The organism is Pseudomonas sp. COW5 (assembly GCF_026240005.1).
Lineage (GTDB): Bacteria > Pseudomonadota > Gammaproteobacteria > Pseudomonadales > Pseudomonadaceae > Aquipseudomonas > Aquipseudomonas kribbensis.
The window spans coordinates 11,354-28,798 of the sequence record NZ_JAPHVP010000001.1 but is presented as its reverse complement, the minus strand read 5'-3'; the positions used below and the strand labels follow the sequence as shown (position 1 = coordinate 28,798).

The 17,445-nt window shown below is 62.3% G+C and carries 14 protein-coding genes; 4 read left to right on the top strand and 10 right to left on the bottom strand.

Features of this window, described 5'->3' with window-relative positions; genetic code table 11:
* Positions 1 to 12: 12 nt before the first annotated feature.
* Genes OQ248_RS00115 through OQ248_RS00070 form a run of 10 tightly spaced genes read right to left on the bottom strand, consistent with a single transcriptional unit; the run spans position 13 to position 11,025 of the window.
* Entirely contained in the window at positions 13 to 1,149 is a 1,137-nt protein-coding gene (locus tag OQ248_RS00115; protein ID WP_085712104.1) for a glycosyltransferase, read from the bottom strand.
* Entirely contained in the window at positions 1,142 to 2,110 is a 969-nt protein-coding gene (locus tag OQ248_RS00110) for a glycosyltransferase (RefSeq protein ID WP_265811706.1), read from the bottom strand. The genes OQ248_RS00115 and OQ248_RS00110 overlap by 8 nt, the downstream gene beginning before the upstream one ends.
* Positions 2,107 to 3,477, bottom strand: a complete 1,371-nt coding sequence (locus OQ248_RS00105; RefSeq protein ID WP_265811705.1) for an O-antigen ligase family protein — start codon at positions 3,475 to 3,477, stop codon at positions 2,107 to 2,109. The genes OQ248_RS00110 and OQ248_RS00105 overlap by 4 nt, the downstream gene beginning before the upstream one ends.
* Positions 3,474 to 4,568 carry a glycosyltransferase family 4 protein gene (locus OQ248_RS00100; RefSeq protein ID WP_265811704.1) on the bottom strand — a complete coding sequence of 365 codons (1,095 nt, stop codon included), beginning with the start codon at positions 4,566 to 4,568 and terminating at the stop codon, positions 3,474 to 3,476. The genes OQ248_RS00105 and OQ248_RS00100 overlap by 4 nt, the downstream gene beginning before the upstream one ends.
* Positions 4,565 to 6,157 carry a Wzz/FepE/Etk N-terminal domain-containing protein gene (locus tag OQ248_RS00095; protein WP_265811703.1) on the bottom strand — a complete coding sequence of 531 codons (1,593 nt, stop codon included), beginning with the start codon at positions 6,155 to 6,157 and terminating at the stop codon, positions 4,565 to 4,567. The genes OQ248_RS00100 and OQ248_RS00095 overlap by 4 nt, the downstream gene beginning before the upstream one ends.
* A gap of 17 nt (positions 6,158 to 6,174) precedes the next feature.
* A complete protein-coding gene (locus OQ248_RS00090) occupies positions 6,175 to 7,206 on the bottom strand; it encodes a polysaccharide biosynthesis/export family protein (RefSeq protein WP_265811702.1) in 1,032 nt (343 codons plus the stop codon).
* A gap of 20 nt (positions 7,207 to 7,226) precedes the next feature.
* Complete coding sequence (locus OQ248_RS00085) at positions 7,227 to 7,874, bottom strand: CpsD/CapB family tyrosine-protein kinase (RefSeq protein WP_085712110.1); 648 nt, start codon at positions 7,872 to 7,874, stop codon at positions 7,227 to 7,229.
* Entirely contained in the window at positions 7,874 to 8,620 is a 747-nt protein-coding gene (locus tag OQ248_RS00080) for a sugar transferase (protein ID WP_085712111.1), read from the bottom strand. The genes OQ248_RS00085 and OQ248_RS00080 overlap by 1 nt, the downstream gene beginning before the upstream one ends.
* An 18-nt stretch (positions 8,621 to 8,638) precedes the next feature.
* A complete protein-coding gene (locus OQ248_RS00075; protein WP_265811701.1) occupies positions 8,639 to 9,676 on the bottom strand; it encodes an NAD-dependent epimerase/dehydratase family protein in 1,038 nt (345 codons plus the stop codon).
* The gene (locus OQ248_RS00070; RefSeq protein ID WP_265811700.1) at positions 9,673 to 11,025 is read right to left on the bottom strand and encodes a UDP-glucose/GDP-mannose dehydrogenase family protein; all 1,353 of its coding nucleotides are present in this window, start codon (positions 11,023 to 11,025) and stop codon (positions 9,673 to 9,675) included. Before OQ248_RS00070 ends, OQ248_RS00075 begins: the two co-directional genes overlap by 4 nt.
* Positions 11,026 to 11,416: 391 nt before the next feature.
* Between OQ248_RS00070 and OQ248_RS00065 the strand changes: the two genes are divergently transcribed.
* From OQ248_RS00065 to OQ248_RS00050, 4 genes are read left to right on the top strand one after another with little or no spacing between them, the layout of a single operon-like run.
* Entirely contained in the window at positions 11,417 to 13,114 is a 1,698-nt protein-coding gene (locus OQ248_RS00065) for a sulfatase-like hydrolase/transferase (RefSeq protein ID WP_265811699.1), read from the top strand.
* Between the two features lie 50 nt (positions 13,115 to 13,164).
* Positions 13,165 to 13,818 (top strand): ABC transporter ATP-binding protein, encoded by a 654-nt coding sequence (locus OQ248_RS00060; RefSeq protein WP_265811698.1) that lies wholly within the window; start codon positions 13,165 to 13,167, stop codon positions 13,816 to 13,818.
* Entirely contained in the window at positions 13,815 to 16,286 is a 2,472-nt protein-coding gene (locus OQ248_RS00055) for an ABC transporter permease (protein ID WP_265811697.1), read from the top strand. Before OQ248_RS00060 ends, OQ248_RS00055 begins: the two co-directional genes overlap by 4 nt.
* Complete coding sequence (locus tag OQ248_RS00050) at positions 16,276 to 17,343, top strand: lipocalin-like domain-containing protein (protein ID WP_265811696.1); 1,068 nt, start codon at positions 16,276 to 16,278, stop codon at positions 17,341 to 17,343. The genes OQ248_RS00055 and OQ248_RS00050 overlap by 11 nt, the downstream gene beginning before the upstream one ends.
* Positions 17,344 to 17,445: the final 102 nt, after the last annotated feature.

Genomic DNA, 17,445 nt, shown 5'->3' with positions numbered 1-17,445 from the left:
GCTTGAGCCCTCTCAACGGTTTTGGTCAGGGTTCCACTGGGCGTAACGCTGGCCGCGCAGGAACTGCCACAGGCCGATGCTCATACCCGCCAATGTCACCAGCAGGAATGCCGCAAGGCGGAACGGTTTGGGTAAGCGGTGTTGCGAATCCAGCAGACCGGCAATCGCGATGGCGTAGCCGATCAGTTGCGCGATCAGGCTCAGGCGATAGAAACCGTGGTCGTCCCACAGCCAGAAATTGCTCAGCAGCAGCGGCAGCAACAGGATCGGCGCCAGGCGCCGGATCAATTTGTGGCTGATCAATGCAATCGAATACAGCCCGTGCTTGAGCGGGTTGAGCAGCTCACTGCGCTGGGCCAGGCTTTGCAGGCCGCCGACGGTGACACGCTGACGGCGGCGGAATTGTTTGTCGGCTTCATCGACGCCGTGGTCGATCACTTGCGCTTCAGGCACGTAAACGATGCGTTTGAATTTCACCGGGGCGCAGGTGCTGATGAAGAAGTCGTCGTTGACTTCCGCCGGTACGTCTTCGAACAATTCACGGCGCAGGGCGAGCAGGGCGCCATCGGCCGAGACCATGCAGCCGGTGCGGTTCTCGACCCGGCGCAGCCAGCCTTCGTAATGCCGATAGAGGCTGTCGCCGACACTCAGACCGCCACCGGTGACCGGGATCACCATGTGCCCGGCACAGGCGCCGACCTGCGGATCGCTGAGGGGCGCGAGCAGGTAGCCGAGGGTTTCCCGCGACCATTGGTTGTCGGCATCGGTGAACACCAGAATGTCGCCCGTGGCCAGGGCCACGCCGGCATTGAGTGTCGCGGCCTTGCCCTGGCGCGGCAGGTCGAGCACGGTGATTCGTGGATCGACGACCTTGTGCGCGCAAGCCACGGTGTCGTCGCTGGAACCGTCGCTGGCCAGAATGATTTGCAGGGTGGCCGGCTGATAGTCCTGGGACAGCAGCGAACGCAGCTTGTGTTCGATATGCCGCGCCTCGTTGTGCGCGGCGATCACGATACTGATATTCAGCGGCGGCGCCGGGCTGTGACGCCACGCCGGAAACAACGGTGCCAGCAGCGTCAGCAGCAGCGGGTAGCCGACGTAGGCGTACACCGGCAGCAACAGGCACATCCAGAATATGAACTCAGCCACGGGCAGGCCTCCTGGCGTTCCAATGACACAGACTGAGAATGAACGCCGCGCCGGCCAGGTGCAGGCGTACCCAATGCAGGCCCCACAGTTGCAGGGTCAGGCTGATATCGTGCTGGCGGCGACTCTGACGGATGCTGAGCACCAGCGCCGGGATCGTGGTCATGAACACCATGACCGCGGCGTGGTGGGGAAAACCGTTGAGCAGCGCGGAGATCGCCAGCAGATCCAGCAGCCACGCCGCCAGCGACAACAGTGGAAAACGCAGCAGGCGCAAACTGAAACCGTGAGTGCGCAGTAGTTGCAGATGACTGCCCTGGCGCCACATTTCCTTGCCCATCCATTCGCGCCAGTTCATTTCGTAACCCCAGTGCAGGGCCACGGATTCGTTGACCGACAGCAGCCGTGCGCCCTGTTCGCTCTGGCGCAGGGTGAACTCCTTGTCTTCGCCGGTGCGCAGGGATTCGTTGAACCCGCCGACCTTGTCGAACCAGCGCCGATGCATCAGCAGGTTGGAGCTGGGCAACCAGTCCACGGCATGGGCAGTGTGGCTGGTCGGGCGCAGAGTGCGGCGTTGCCAGGCCACGGCGTACCACGGAGCAGAGGCGGGGGTGTGCAGATCCAGTCCGAACACATCGGCGTGGCCCTCGGCTTCGAGGGCGAACAGCCCGGTAAGCCAGTCTTCGGGCATTTCGATGTCGGCGTCGATGAACGCCAGCCAGTCGCCGGTGGCGACGGCGGTGCCGCGATTGCGCAGGGCGCCGATCAACACGCCCGGCACCACCAGCACTTTTGCACCGAACTGGCGGGCGATCTGCGGGCCGTCATCGCTGGAGCCGTTATCGACCACGATCAGTTCGCACTCGACATTGGCCGCATGGGCGGCTTTCTGCGCCGCCAGCAGGGTGCGGCCGATGTGGCGGCCCTCGTTGTACATCGGGATGACGACACTGATCCGGCTCATGCCCTGGTCTCCACCAACGGTGCTTGCTCGGCCTTCAGGCGCAGGACGCTGGTGAGCGCGAGCATGATCCACACGTACTTCTGGTTCGGTGCACTGAGGAACATCAGGAACAGGGTCAGCGACAGGAACCCCACCCCCAGGTGGGTCATCATGTCGGCCTGTTCCCAGTCGCGGCGCTGCATCCAGGCGCGGCGCGCGCGAATCAGGTTGTACAGGCCCAGTCCGAGCATGCCGACGAACAGCAGGCCGGCGGGAATCCCCAGTTCGCTGAAGATTTCCAGGTAAGTGTTGTGCGCCCGCCGGTACAGGTCACCGATCTTGCGGTTGGCGGAAAACGCCTTGGCGTAACCGGTGGTGGCGTAATGCAGGGGAAAGGTGCCGGGGCCGGAGCCGAGCAACGGGTTCTCGCGGATCATCTGGCTGCCGACCACGATGTACGACGCACGGCGACCCAGGGATTCGTCATCGTGGCCCCGGGCGCCGGCACTGAGCACGCTCAGCGACTGGATACGCGCCAGATAGCCGGCGGGCATCGCATAGATCGCCAGCGGAATCACGATCGCCAGGCCAAGCATGGCGAAGCCCAGGTGCCGTGGACGGATGCGTGTCAGTTGCGCCCGGTAGTGCCAGCAACCGATTACCAGACTCAACGCCAGCACCACCAGCCCGGAGCGCGATTCGGTCTTGGTCATGCCGCCGAGCAGCAGCAGGCAGCAACCGCCCCAGAACAACCGGTGCAACAGGTTCGGGCTGCGAATGATCAGCAGCAGGCCCAGCGGCACGGCGAAGGCGATCAGCATGGCGAAGGCGTTCGGGTCTTCGAGCAGGCCGGCAGCGCGGCCCTGATCCTGGAATTTGGTCGAAAACATCGCCATCGCACAGGTGGCGCTGACGGCCAGTGTTACCAGGCGGGCGAACAGGTCGAGGTTCAACTCGCGACCGATCAGCAAGGTGATGACGAACAGGATCAGACCGACGCTGAGTTCACGCAGGTGACCCAGGGACATGCCCATGTCATCGGTGTTGAGCAGGCTCAGAAAGTACAGAACCATGAACCAGATCAGGTAACGCCAGATATTGCTGCGCAGGCGTTCCGCCGGAATCTGGTGCATCGCCAGTTGCAGCATCAGGATCACGGCCAGCGACGCGCCGATCAGCTTGCTGCCCGACAGCGAGCTGTCCTTGAAGAAGCCCTCGAACGGCACCAGCGCGGCAATGCCGAGCAGACCCCAGGTCGGCTTGCGGTACAGCACGGCGAACCCCACCAGACCAAGCACCGCACCCGGCGCAAGATAGGGCCACGGGCTGGCCAGCAGGGCGATGCAGACCAGACCCAGCAAGCTGACGATCGAGAGCGGGAACATCATGCGCGTGCCTCCCGTGCCGTACGGATATACAGCTGCGACCAGCGTTCGGCCAGGGCCTTGAGGTCGTAGCGGTCCTGTTGTGTGCGTTTTGCGTTGTCCCTCAGCCTGCGCGCCAGCCCGCTGTCGCTCAGCAGCGTATCGAGCTGACGGCCCAGGGCGGTACTGTCGGTCGGCGCGGCGAGCAGGCCGTTGTGCCGGTGTTCCAGCACATCGGGAATCCCGCCGACCGCAAAGGCCACCACCGGCACCCCGGTCTGCATGGCCTCCAGCAGAATCATCGGTGTGCCTTCGGTGCGCGAACTGATCACCAGCGCGTCGAGTCGCTGCCACCAGTGGCGCATGTCGTTCTGATAACCCGGCAGGCGAATGCGCTGCTGCAACCCGGCGGCGTCGATCCGTGCCTGCAACGCCTCGCGTTCCGGGCCGTCACCAAGCATCACCGCGTCGAGCTGCGGGTGCTGATGACACAGCGGGATCAGGGCGTCGAGGAACAGGTCCGGGCCTTTTTCGCTGCTCAGCCGGCCGACATAACCGGCGAGCCAGCGCGGATTTTCGGCTTGCAGCGTTTGCGGGGCGACCGCTGCCGGCAGGCCGTTGGGGATCACTTGCAGCTTCTCCGCTTGCACGCTGGCCTGGCGGTGCAGCACCGCGATGCTTTCGGCCACACACACCACCCGGTCCACCGAGGCCGTGCGGCACAGTTGCAGGCTGAGCCAGGTGTAGAACTTCTGCTTGCGGCTGCGCGGGGTGAAACCGTGTTGCGTGATCACCAGCGGCAGACGCAACAGCGATGCGCCCACCCAGCCGAACAACAGGCCTTTGAAATTGTGGGTGTTGATCAACGGACGCTCCGCCCGGCGCTGGCGCAAATGCCCGAGCAGCGCACCGAGCCCGGCGCACCCTTGCGCATCGACGCCGGCTTCGCGAAAGCGCTCGATCAGCTCCGCTGGCGCATCGAGAAACAGCACCTGATGCTGCCCCGGTGTCGCCAGACAATGATCCAGCAACATCCGCTCGGCCCCATAGAAACCGCCGCTGCTGAGCAAATGAATGATCGGCAGCGCGGCATTCGGGGAGGACGGCGTGTTCAATTGCGCACCCAGTGCACGAAGCTTGGCACGGTCCAGTTCTTGTGCGGATTGCCCGGTTGGGTGCTCTGATCGTTGATCACCAGCAGCACCGGTACGCCCAGCTCGTGGCTGATTTGCGCCGGGTGTTTGAAGCGGTGATCGAAGAACTCACGCACGTAGACCAGGGCAATCGCCAGCAGCAGACCGGTGAACAGACCGAACGGAATGATCAGCAACGGTTTGGGGAACGCCGCTTCGGTCGGTTCGAACGGCGGGCTCAGGACCCGGGCGTTCGACAGGTCGTCGTTCAGCGCGCGGGTGGTGCTGCTTTCGGCGAAGCGCTGGGCGTAGGTCGAGAACGCGGCGTGCAGGGCGTCGATTTCGGTGTCCATCTGCCGCAGTTTGCTTTGGGTTTGCTGCAGGTCATGGATGCGCGACTTGAACTCGGCGATGCGCGCCGTCTTCTGATCGATCACCTGTTGCACCACCGCCAGATCGTTGGTGCGTTCCTGAATGCGGTTGCTCACCACTTTGAGGAACTGCTGGCGGGTGCGGGCGATCTGTTCGCGGGTCAGCAGCATCGGCTCGCTGCCGGGCTGGAACACTGCCAGATCATTCATGTAGCGGCTGACCTGGGTGGTCAGTTGCTCGCCCAATTGTTTGATCTCCCGGTCTTCGAACGCCACGTTGTCGACGGTGGTGGTGAAGGTGTAGGGGAAGGTGTAGTCATTGAGCTTGTTGTTGCTGGCGGCGGCCAGGCTGGTTTTCAGGTATTCCAGCCAGCGCTGGCTTTGCAGCAGGCGATCCTGATACAGGTTCAGCGCCTGCTCTTCAGTGTTGATCGCGTTCAGGCGGAAGGTGATTTCTTCCTTCGGATCCGCCGCGCCGACACGTTCCAGCAAGGCCTGGCGATTGGCTTCCAGACCATCGAGGCGCACTTGATACAGGTGCTTCTTGGTCTCGTAGAAGGACTGCGGCAGGTCGATCGATTGCAGCGCCTGACGGCTGACCAGATAGTTCTGCAGCAGGGCGGCAACGAAAGTCGTGCCTTGATGCGGATCCGGGAAGCTGTAGACGATCGAGATCACGTTGGAGCCGGGCAGGGTCTCGATCTTCAGGCTGTCGATGGCCTGTTGCGTCAGCCCGTCGAGCACGGTGTCACGCACCGGATCGGTTTCCAGCCCCAGCACGTTGCGCAGCGGGTTGATCAGGTACTGGCGCAGTGGCGAGGTGATGTAGCGCCGGAACGGATCGCCGATCAGTTTGGCGAACATTCCGGGGGGCGGGGTGTATTCACCCTTGTCCCGCAGTTCGCTGATGGTCTGACGAATCAGCGCCGGCGAACGCAGGATGTTGCTCTCGGTTTCCATGTCCGCCAGTGACGGCGGGATGAAGGTGGCGTTGTCTACGGTCAGCGACGTGGTGGCGTCGCCCTGGGAGAGTTTTTTCGACTGCACGATCACCTGGGCGGTGATATCGAAGCTCTGTTTGAGCACCAGCGGCAGCACCAGCGCGATCACTGCAAAGATCAGGAAGACACGCTTCACCAGCCGTTTGTTGGCGAAGAAGATCCTGAAGAACTCATGCAGGTAGTTTTCCTTTGGATTCATGTCAGGTCACCTGAGAGTCAGTTGTGGTTACTGCTGTCGGTTTTGTTGTCGAGGCGGTAGCTGAAGCTCACGCCCACGCCTTGAAACAGCACTACATCCGCCAGTTGACGGGCGAGTTCGCCGGCGCTGGCCAGTTTGGTCTTCGGCACGTAGAGCATGTCATCCGGTTGCAGGTAGGCGATCTGCGAGGCATCGCCGGACAGGGCTTTTTCCACGTCGTAATGCACGGCCTGCACCTGGTTGCCGTTGCGACGCATGATCACCACCGAATCCAGCCGCGCCTTGATGTTGGTGCCACGGGCCAGGGTCAGCGCCTCGAGCACCGAGACCGGCCGGCGGATCGGGTAGGAACCCGGCTGACCGACTTCGCCCAGCACGTAGATCTCGTTGCCGGCGGTGGACTTGAGCATGACGTCGACGCTCATCCGGCCGGGCAGTTGCGCGTAGCGTTTGTTGAGGAAGGTTTCCAGTTGATTGACGGTCATGCCTTGCAGCGGCACCGCACCGATTTCCGGGAAGCTCGCATAGCCGTCGTTACCGACCGTGATCTCGCGGCTCATGCCGGTGGCCGGGTGGTTGAGGGCGCTTTTCAGGTTCTGTTCGTTGGTCAGCGGACTGATGATCTGCACGGTCAGCTGATTGCGATTGGGCTGGAACAACTGTTTGCGCTGATAGGCACGCTGGATTTCATCCCGGGCCTCATCGCTGGTCAGCCCGGCGATCTTCACCGAAGTGTTGGCGCCCGGCAGATTGATGGTGCCGTCGGGCAACACCAGTTGGTTGCCGTTGAGCTGGCTGGCAGCGGTGAAGTTCAGGCCGATCTGGTCACCCGACTGCACGCGGTAAGCGTCCGAGCCGCTGGTGCTGATGTGGAAGATCACATCCAGCACATCCTGCGGGCGCAGGGTCTGCTCGATCTTCGGCATGTCGGTGGCCTGGGCGTTGGCCGGGGTGGCGGTGAGAATATTCACCGGCATGGTCTGGGTTTCGGAGTTGCTGGAGCAACCTGCAAGCGGCAGCATCAGCAGAACCAGTATCTTGGCGTTCATTGCGTCATCCCTCGCGTTGCTTACAGGTTTTTGTACAGCCATTTGGGCATGTAGTACTTGCGTCGGTTGAACACACTGCCGACCACTTTCGCCCCGGCCTGGGTCAGCCGTTGCACCGCGGCCTGGGCGACTTCCCAGCGGGTGTCCTCGGCACGGACCACGAACACCACGCCGTCGGCCTGGGTGCTGAGCACCAGGGTGTCGGCGGCGGAGTACACGGCATCGCCGTCGATCACCACGAAGCGGTACTGGCTGCCCAACTGATCGAGCAGCGGGCTGAGGCGCTCGGCGGTGAGCATGTCCATGGTGCGGATCGGCCGGCCGTTGGGCAGTACATGGAAGGGCAGGCTCGAAACCTGCACCACGCAGTCCTGCAACAGCGGCGGGTTGTCCGGGTTGAACAGCAGGTCGCGCAGACCGCGCTCCTTGCCCAGATTCAGTTGCTGGGTGAGGTTGTTCGCCGATTGACTGGCATCGACGTACAGCACCAGTCCGCTGCTCATCTGTGCCAGTTGACTGGCCATGGCCAGGGCGCTGGTGGTGGTGCCGGCGCCGGGGTTGGCGGCGGTCAGGAACAGGATCCGCAGATCCAGGTCCAGCACGGTCGACGTCAGGTTCGACTCGCTGGGGCTGGCAATGCTCAGGCTTTTGTTGGTTGAACCGTCCATTAGCTTGCTCCGTGGCCGCTGAATACTTTGAAAGGGGTTTTCAACAGGATCTTCAAATCAAGCAACAGGCTCTGCTCGGCGATGTAGCTGAGGTCCAACTCAACGCGCTGGTCGAAGTCGATATTGCTGCGCCCGGAGATCTGCCACAGGCCGGTCATGCCGGGGTAGATCGCCAGACGGGCGAGGTGCTTGTCCTTGTAGCGGTAGGCGTTGAACGAGGTCGGGCGAGGGCCGACCAGGCGCATGTCGCCGGTCACCACATTGATCAGGTTGGGCAGTTCGTCGAGGCTGGTGCGCCGCAGGAAGCCGCCGATCCGGGTGATGCGCGGATCCTGGTCGATCTTGAAGTCGATGGCGTCGGCACCGTGCTTGTTGAGGTGGCGCAGCGACTCTTTCAGTTCTTCGGCGTTGGCCACCATCGTGCGAAATTTGTACATGCCGAACTTGCGGCCGCGATAGCCGGTGCGTTTCTGCACGAACATCACCGGGCCTTTGCTGGTGAACTTGATGGCGAGTGCCAGACCGATCAGCAGCGGCGAAATCATCACCAGAATCACCAGCGCGCCGAAGCAGGCCAGCACCCGGTTGGTGCGCGACAGCTGCCATGGCCGGCCACCCTCGCGTCCGGTCACCCAGCCTTGCCCCTGGCGGTGGATGGCCGCGTCGAGGCGCATTCGATGTTCCGGATCCATGCGTTTGTCACGAACCAGATGTTGGATCGGTACACCTTTCTCATGTCCAGTCATGGAGTCCTCCGCTGGTGTTCAGCCGCGAACGGCGCGTGGGCGACAGGCAGTCGGGTAGTAATCGCGATACCAGGCGATGAAACGCCCGAGGCCTTCATCCAGCTCTATCCGGGGCTGGAACCCGGTGGCCTGGGCCAGATCGTCGGTGTCGGCACAGGTGTTGAGCACGTCGCCCGGTTGCAGGGGCAGCAGCTCGACAATGGCTTTCTGGCCGAGGTGTTTTTCCATCAGGGCCAGGTAGGTTTTCAGCTCCACCGGATGGTGGCCGCCGATGTTGAACAGGCACCACGGCGCCATGCTGCTGCCCGCGTCGGGGTGCTCGCGGTCCCATTCCGGATGGGTATGCGGCGGATGGACCGTGAGGCGGGCAATGCTCTCGACGATGTCGTCGATATAAGTGAAATCGCGCTGGTGCAGTCCGTAGTTGAACAGCTTCAGCGGCATGCCTTCGGTGATGGCCCGGGCGAACTGGATCGGCGACATGTCCGGCCGTCCCCAGGGTCCGTACACCGTGAAAAAGCGCAGCCCGGTGCAAGGAATGCCGAACAGGTAGCTGTAGCTGTGGGCCATCAGCTCATTGGCTTTTTTGGTCGCGGCGTACAGTGACAACGGATGGTTGACGTCGTCATGCACCGTGTATGGCGTGTGCTGGTTGGCGCCGTACACTGAACTCGACGAGGCGTAGATCAGATGCTCGACCGGGTGGTGCCGGCAGCTCTCCAGAATGTTCAGGAAACCACTGAGATTGCTGTTCAGATACGCCTGTGGATTTTCCAGCGAATAACGCACCCCGGCCTGCGCCGCCAGGTGGATCACCACTTGCGGGCACTCGCGGACAAACAGCGCATCCACCGCGGCGGCGTCGGCCAGATCGACTCTGGCGATCTGGAAATCGCCGACCTGGCCGCGCACCCAGCGCACGCGGTCATGCTTGAGCTGCGGGTCGTAATAGGCATTGAAATTGTCCAGGCCGATGACCTGATGCCCGTCGCGCATCAGCCGCAACACGCAATGAGCGCCAATGAACCCGGCCGCACCGGTGACGAGGATTTTCATGACCGCAACCCGTCAGGCGCGATATGCCGCAGACCGATGCCGCTGTAGTGCAGGCCGGCGGCCGCCACTTGTTCCGGGTTGTAGAGATTGCGCCCGTCGATGATCACCTTCGAACGCAGCTTGTCGGCCAGCAGTTCGAAATCCACCACGCGAAAGTTCTTCCACTCGGTGCAGATCACCAGTGCGTCGGCGTCTTCCAGAGTGTCGTCGCGGGTGGCGCACAGGTGCAGGTCATCGCGGTAGCCGTAGATACGCCGGCATTCCGACATGGCTTCCGGATCGTAGGCCTGCACGCTGGCGCCTTCGGCCCACAGGGCATCCATCAGATAACGGCTGGGGGCTTCGCGCATGTCATCGGTGTTCGGTTTGAACGCCAGGCCCCAGACGGCGATGGATTTGCCGGCCAGGCCTTGGGGGAACTGCGCTTTCAGTTTGCTGAACAGGATGTGCCGCTGCGTATCGTTGACGTCGGTGACACTGCGCAGCAGTTTCAGCGGCATGCCGTTGTGTTCGGCGGTGTGCAGCAGGGCGCGCAGATCCTTGGGAAAGCACGAGCCACCGAAGCCGCAGCCGGGGTAGATGAAGTGATAGCCGATGCGCGGGTCGGAGCCGATGCCCTTGCGCACGGCTTCGATGTCGGCGCCCAGCAATTCGGTGAGGTTGGCCAGTTCGTTCATGAAGCTGATGCGGGTGGCGAGCATCGCGTTGGCCGCGTACTTGGTCAGCTCGGCGCTGCGGTTGTCCATGAACATCAGTTTTTCGTGGTTGCGGCAGAACGGCGCGTAGAGTTCGCTTAACTGTTCCCGGGCCTCAGGGTCCAGGGTGCCGACGATGATCCGGTCCGGGCGCATGCAGTCGGCGAGGGCGCTGCCCTCCTTGAGGAATTCGGGGTTGGACACGATCCGCACGTTCAGGCCGCTTTTGCCGCGCCGGTGCAGTTCGTTATTGGCCGTGTCCAGTACCTGATCCGCCGTGCCGACCGGCACCGTGGACTTGATGATCAGGGTGCGATCGGCCTCCATGAAGCTTGCGATCTGCCGTGCCACGTTGAGCACGTGGCTGAGGTCGGCGGAACCGTCTTCGTCAGCCGGGGTGCCCACGGCGATGAAGATCAGTTCGGCGTGTTCAACGGCATCGCTGGCCTGGGTGGTGAACAGCAAACGCCCGGCCTTGATGTTTTCTTCCAAAGTTGCCGACAGACCCGGTTCACTGATAGGCGGAACTGCCTGTTGCAGTTGTTTAATTTTGTTCGGATCTATATCGACACACAGTACTCGATGTCCGACATCGGCAAGTGCCGCAGCTTGTATCAGGCCAACATAGCCCGTACCAAATACGCTCACGTCCATATTGGCGTGCCTCGTAAGACGGTGGAGGAAGATCGAATTGGAACTGTCAAAAGGGGTATAGCGCAGGGTGGGGAAAGCGTGTCAGCAAAATGACATGTTGCATGTGTATAACACCCCCGTTTTTGGGGGCTATTAGCCATCAAGTACTTGCTGCATCTGGATTTGTCCCGTCCTTGACATGTTTTTCACAATTCAAAGAAAACGATAAACGGTCGTAGGCCGCAAAATTCAAGGGCTGTAGAGACTTGGGTGTGTCAGTAATGAGTCAATGTTTTTTTGACGCTTTTGGCAAAAGTCCGACAATTCTTGCGCTTTGATAGCGCGGTGCTAGTGTCAGAAATTGACCGACAATTCATTGACCGTGCCCCGTCGGCAGCGCCCCGGAACCGCCATGTTTCGATATTTGAAAGAACTGCTTTTAGTTATTTATCTATTGCTTTATTCCGATTATTACCTTGAACGTTTAAACGCCATGGGTATCGGTCCGGCAGTACTGCTTTTTGGCGCGATGTTTTTGGCGCTGACTTTCGCATTACTACTAACGGCGTATATAAGGCAGACTTTCATTCGACACTTGTTCGCATTGGTGATGTTTATTTCGGCGGTGTTCTTTGATGTCTATACCCGGGTCACTGCCGACTACCTGACGTACAGCAGTTTTGTCTCGCTGGTGTATTCGGGTGGCTTCATTCAGGAAGCGGCCTACCAGTACCGGGACGCGATCGTCCACGGGCTACTCAACGGACTTTTGCTGTTGATCGGCATCGGCCTGCGGCCGCGTCATTCGATTCCGGTTCACAATGCGCTGCGAGTCGCGGCGCCGGTGCTGGGGGTGCTGCTGCTCAGCGCCGTGCTGTTCGTGCGAGCCGGGGAAGGGGCGCGGGGCCTGCCGATCATGTACACGCCTTTGGCCTACCTCAACCTGTTTGGCTACGAGGCGCTGCACAACACCGTCGGCCCCCGTGAGCCGGTGACCCTGGCGCGTAACGGGCCTGCGGTGGGCCACGACATCGTGCTGATCATCGACGAAAGCATTTCCGGCAATTACCTGGACATCAACGCGCCGTTCGGCGTGCACAGCAACCTCAAGCAGGCGCATCCGGGTGTCGACATTTTCAATTACGGCTATGCGGCGTCCATCGCCAATTGCAGCGCCGACACCAATGTCACCCTGCGTTACGGCGGCACCCGCGCCGATTACATGCGCATCAACAGCACGCTGCCGTCGATCTGGCAGTACGCGAAAAAGGCCGGCCTGCGCACCGTCTACATCGACGCCCAGCGCACTGGCGGCAACCTGCAGAACCTGATGACCGACACCGAGAAAAAGGACATCGACGAGTTTGTGCAATTCGACCAGACCAGCGTCCGCGACCGCGACATGGCCGCCGCTGCCAGGCTGATCGAACTGCTCAACGACGACAAACCCGAGCTGGTGGTGATCAACAAGGTCGGCGCACATTTCCCGGTGCATGACAAATATCCGGACGCCTTCATGGCCTACCGCCCGACCTTGCCGCGCGGCCAGTTCACCGAAATCGCCGACACCGGCAAGCGCGACGGTTTCAACGGCCAGCCGGATGACTGGGTGCTGTACCGCAACGCCTACAAGAACACCGTGCTGTGGAATGTCGGCGAGTTTTTCTCGCGGGTGTTTGCCCAGGCCAATCTGAATAACGCGCTGCTGATCTACACCTCGGATCACGGCCAGGACCTGCACGAGCGCGGCAACCCGGGACTCAACACCCACTGCGGCGGCGATCCGGTGGAAGAAGAAGGACTGGTGCCGCTGGTGGTGATTCAGGGCGATCAGTTGCACACACTCGACTGGTCGGCCCAACTGGCGGCGAACAAGGATCGCTCCAGTCACTACAACATCTTCCCCACCCTGTTGCAGTTGATGGGCTATGACCTGGCGGGGATCGAGTCGGTCTACGGCAAGCCGCTGAGCGTGCCGACGACGGACGACTTCACCTTCAACTACCGCTTCAATGCGCGGTTGGGGGCCAGGCCCGAGTGGAAGCACATCGACCTGAACAGCATCGTCACGCCGGGTGAGGCGCCGACCAGTGTTGCAGCAGGGCAGTAACCCGTCGCGATCCGCTATCCTTGCCCCACACGCAACGATCGGATGGCGGCATGCTCCAGGTTCAAAACGTCTTCAAAAGCTACCTCACCCCCCAAGGCCCGTTGCCCGTGTTGCAAGGCATCGACCTGACGCTCGAACCCGGCAGCAGTCTGGCGCTGATGGGCGAGTCGGGCAGCGGCAAAAGCACGCTGCTGCACCTGATCGCCGGGCTGGATAAAGTCGACAGCGGCAGCATCCGCAGCGGCGAACATCGACTCGACGCAATGAGCGAAGCGCAACTGGCCAACTGGCGGCGCACGGAAATCGGTCTGGTGTTCCAGCAGTACAACCTGATCGGCAGCCTGCGCATCGAAGATAACCTGGCATTTCAGGCGCGATTGGCCGGGCGTCATGACCCGCGCTGGCAGAATCATCTGGTGCAGCGTCTGGGGTTGGGCGATCTGCTCAAGCGTTATCCCGAACAACTCTCCGGCGGCCAGCAGCAACGCGTCGCGCTCGGCCGGGCGCTGGCCTCGCGGCCCAAGTTGTTGCTGGCCGACGAACCCACCGGCAGCCTCGACGAGACGACCAGCGACGAGGTACTGCGCCTGTTGCTGGAATTGCTCGACGACACGCCGACCACCTTGCTGATGGTCACCCACAGTCAGCGCGTGGCCGCGCGACTGGCGGAGCGGGTGGTGTTGTCCAGCGGTCGTTTGACGTGAGGGTTTTCCGGCAAACGCTGATTGCCTTGCTCAGCCACTGGCGGCGGCATCCGGTGCAGTTCTTCAGCGTGCTCACCGGGTTATGGCTGGCCACCAGCCTGTTGACCGGTGTCGAGGCGCTCAACAGTCAGGCGCGGGACAGTTACGCCCGCGCCAGCCAGATGATCGGCGGCGAACCCCAGGCCAGCCTGAGCACGCCGAATGGCGCGACGTTTTCCCAGCAATGGTTTGTCGATCTGCGCCGTCAGGGCTGGCCGGTTTCGCCGGTGTTGCAAGGGCGTTTGATCCTCAGGGGCCATGAATCCCAACGCCTGCAATTGATGGGCATCGACCCGGTGTCGCTGCCGGCCGATAGCGCGGTGGCGGGGCAGGCGATGCCGATCGAGCACATCGTCGAATTCTTCAGCCCGCCGGGCAGCACCTGGATTTCCCCCGACACCTTGCAAGCGCTGAACATGGCCGAGGGCGCGACACCACAAACCGAAACCGGTCAGACGTTGCCGCCGCTGCGGGCGCAAAAGGACATGGCTCCCGGCGTGCTGCTGGTGGACATCGGTGTCGCTCAACGCGTGCTCGAACAACCTGATCAACTGTCGCGCCTGCTGTTGCCCAAGGACTTTCACGCCGAGGTGCCGGCAGCGTTCAAAGGCCAGTTGCAGCTCAAGAGCAGCGGCGAAGAAAACAATCTGGCGCGCCTGACCGAAAGCTTTCACCTCAACCTCGATGCACTTGGATTTCTCTCGTTTGTCGTCGGCCTGTTCATTGTGCATGCCGCCATCGGCCTCGCACTGGAACAGCGTCGCGGACTGCTGCGCACGTTGCGCGCCTGCGGTGTCAGTGCGCGAATGCTGATCGCTTGCCTGATCGTCGAACTCGGTGCGCTGGCACTCATCGGCGGACTGTTCGGTGTCGTCAGCGGCTACTGGCTGGCCAGTGTGCTGCTGCCGGATGTCGCCGCCAGCCTGCGCGGGTTGTACGGCGCGGAAGTGGCGGGGCAGTTGCGCCTGAGTCCCTGGTGGTGGTTTAGCGGCATCGGCCTGAGCCTGCTCGGCGCGTTGCTGGCCGGGGCCAACAGTCTGCTGCGGGCGGCGCGGCTGCCGTTGCTGGCGGTGGCCAATCCGCAAGCCTGGCATGAACAGCATGCACGTTGGTTGCGCCGGCAGGGCTGGGTGGCCGGAGTATTTGCGGCGATTGCGTTGATTGCGCTGGTGTTGGGCGACAGTCTGGCCAGTGGATTTGTATTGATGGCCGGGTTGTTGCTCGGCGCTGCACTGGCACTGCCGGTGGTGCTCAGTGCGCTGTTGAACGGTTTGCTCGGGCACCGTCGTTCGGTGCTGGGGCAGTGGTTTCTCGCCGACTGCCGACAGCAATTGCCGGCACTGAGTCTGGCGTTGATGGCGCTGTTGCTGGCGATGGCGGCCAACATCGGCGCCGGCAGCATGACCGCCGGTTTCCGTCAGACCTTCAACGACTGGCTCGAACAACGGCTCACTGCCGAGCTCTATCTGAATCCGAGCAACCCGGCTCAGGCCCGCGAGCTGTACAGCTGGCTCAAGCAACAGCCGAGCGTCACGGCGATCCTGCCCAACTGGCAGGTTTCGGTCACGCTGCAAGGCTGGCCGACGGAGGTGTTCGGCATCATCGACCATCCGCACTATCGCCAGCACTGGCCGCTGCTCGAAGCCCGGGGCAACGACCCGTGGGCTTTGCTGGCCACAGACGACGCGGTGATGCTCAGCGAGCAACTCGCGCGCCGGCTCAAGGTTCGGCCGGGGGATCACCTGACGATTCCGACGCCGGGCCTGTCGTGGTCGCCGCGCATCGTCGGGATCTACGCCGATTACGGCAATCCCAAGGGCCATGTGCTGGTCAACAGCAATCATCTGCTGCGCAGTTGGCCGCAGTTGACGCCGAATCGCTTCAACCTGCGGATCGAGCCGGAAAAGATTCCGGCATTGCTCAGCGCCTTGCAGGCACGCTTTCAGCTCGATGACAGCCGCATCGTCGATCAGGCGCGGCTCAAGGGCTGGTCGGTGCAGGTTTTTGAGCGGACCTTTGCCGCGACGGCCGCGCTCAACAGCCTGACGCTGGCGGTTGCCGGTGTGGCGCTGTTCATCAGCCTGCTGACCCAGAGCCAGAGTCGCCTCGGTCAACTGGCGCCGCTGTGGGCCTTGGGTGTGACGCGGCGGCAATTGATGCTGCTCAACCTTGGCCAGACCTGGCTGCTGGCGGTGCTGACCCTGGTGTTGGCGTTGCCGTTGGGCATCGGGCTGGCGTGGTGTCTGGATGCGGTGATCAACGTGCAGGCCTTTGGCTGGCGTCTGCCGTTGCGGGTGTTTCCGTTGCAGTTGCTGCAACTGACCGGGCTGGCGCTGCTGGCGACGCTGTTGGCCTCGGCGTGGCCGCTGTATTCGTTGTATCGCACGCAACCGGCGGATCTGCTGAGGACGTTTGCCCATGAGGATTAACTTCGCCGTGGTGTGCCTGGCGCTGTTGCTCGGTGGCTGCGACAACCCGGCGCCGGAACAGAAAGGTTTCGCCGGGATGGGCGCTCAGGCGCAGGCCTTCACGCCGGTGGTGCCGGGGCGGGTGTTCAGCTTTCCGGCGGATCATGGCGCTCATGACGGTTTTCGTATCGAGTGGTGGTATGTCACGGCCAACCTCAAGGATGCCCAAGGCAATGATTTCGGCGTGCAGTGGACGTTGTTTCGCAGCGCCCTGAACGCATCGCCTGAACAACCGGGCTGGGCCAATCAAACGATCTGGCTCGGTCATGCGGCGGTGACCTCGGCCAATGTCCATCACGCCGCCGAACGCTACGCCCGTGGTGGCGTCGGGCAGGCCGGGGTGCGTGCGGTGCCGTTCGAGGCGTGGATCGATGACTGGCGTTTCAACAGTCAGGCGAGCGATCCGCTGGGCGACATGCAGCTCAGCGCAAAGGACAAAAACTTCAGCTATCAGTTGAGGCTGACTTCCAGCCGTCCGCTGGTGCTGCAAGGTGATCACGGTTTCAGTCAGAAGTCCGAACAGGGCCAGGCCTCGTACTACTACAGCCAGCCGTTTTTCCAGGCCAGCGGCACCCTGCAAATCGACGGCAAGACCTACACCGTCAACGGCCCGGCCTGGCTCGACCGCGAATGGAGCAGCCAGCCGCTGACCGCCAACCAGACGGGATGGGACTGGTTCTCCCTGCATCTGGATAACGGCGCGCACGTCATGCTCTACCGCATGCGCCAGAAGGAGGGCGCGCCGTACCTCACCGGTACCTGGATTGGCGCCGATGGCCAGACTGAAACGCTGCACGCCGAGCAGATCAAACTGACGCCGCAGGACGCCGCGAAGGTCGCTGGCCGTTCGATGCCGGTGCGCTGGTCGATCGGGATTGCGGAAAAGAACCTGCAGATCACCCTCGATGCAATCAATCCCGACGCCTGGATGGGGCTGCGCATTCCCTACTGGGAAGGGCCGGTGCGGTTGAGCGGCAGTCAGGGCGGGCGCGGGTATCTGGAGATGACCGGCTACTGATTCACCCTGTGCCAAGAGCGACGGCGGATCAGCGTCTATGCTCCTTGGCACGCACGGCGCCGAATGCGCCGTGTGCTGCCATCCATCACAGGGAACGTACCG

Coding starts and splice junctions, on each gene's coding strand:
- OQ248_RS00075 (WP_265811701.1), bottom strand. CDS start 9,676: ATGAAAATCCTCGTCACCGGTGCGGCCGGGTTCATTGGCGCTCATTGC.
- OQ248_RS00085 (WP_085712110.1), bottom strand. CDS start 7,874: ATGGACGGTTCAACCAACAAAAGCCTGAGCATTGCCAGCCCCAGCGAG.
- OQ248_RS00095 (WP_265811703.1), bottom strand. CDS start 6,157: ATGAATCCAAAGGAAAACTACCTGCATGAGTTCTTCAGGATCTTCTTC.
- OQ248_RS00065 (WP_265811699.1), top strand. CDS start 11,417: ATGTTTCGATATTTGAAAGAACTGCTTTTAGTTATTTATCTATTGCTT.
- OQ248_RS00090 (WP_265811702.1), bottom strand. CDS start 7,206: ATGAACGCCAAGATACTGGTTCTGCTGATGCTGCCGCTTGCAGGTTGC.
- OQ248_RS00105 (WP_265811705.1), bottom strand. CDS start 3,477: ATGATGTTCCCGCTCTCGATCGTCAGCTTGCTGGGTCTGGTCTGCATC.
- OQ248_RS00050 (WP_265811696.1), top strand. CDS start 16,276: ATGAGGATTAACTTCGCCGTGGTGTGCCTGGCGCTGTTGCTCGGTGGC.
- OQ248_RS00110 (WP_265811706.1), bottom strand. CDS start 2,110: ATGAGCCGGATCAGTGTCGTCATCCCGATGTACAACGAGGGCCGCCAC.
- OQ248_RS00070 (WP_265811700.1), bottom strand. CDS start 11,025: ATGGACGTGAGCGTATTTGGTACGGGCTATGTTGGCCTGATACAAGCT.
- OQ248_RS00080 (WP_085712111.1), bottom strand. CDS start 8,620: ATGACTGGACATGAGAAAGGTGTACCGATCCAACATCTGGTTCGTGAC.
- OQ248_RS00060 (WP_265811698.1), top strand. CDS start 13,165: ATGCTCCAGGTTCAAAACGTCTTCAAAAGCTACCTCACCCCCCAAGGC.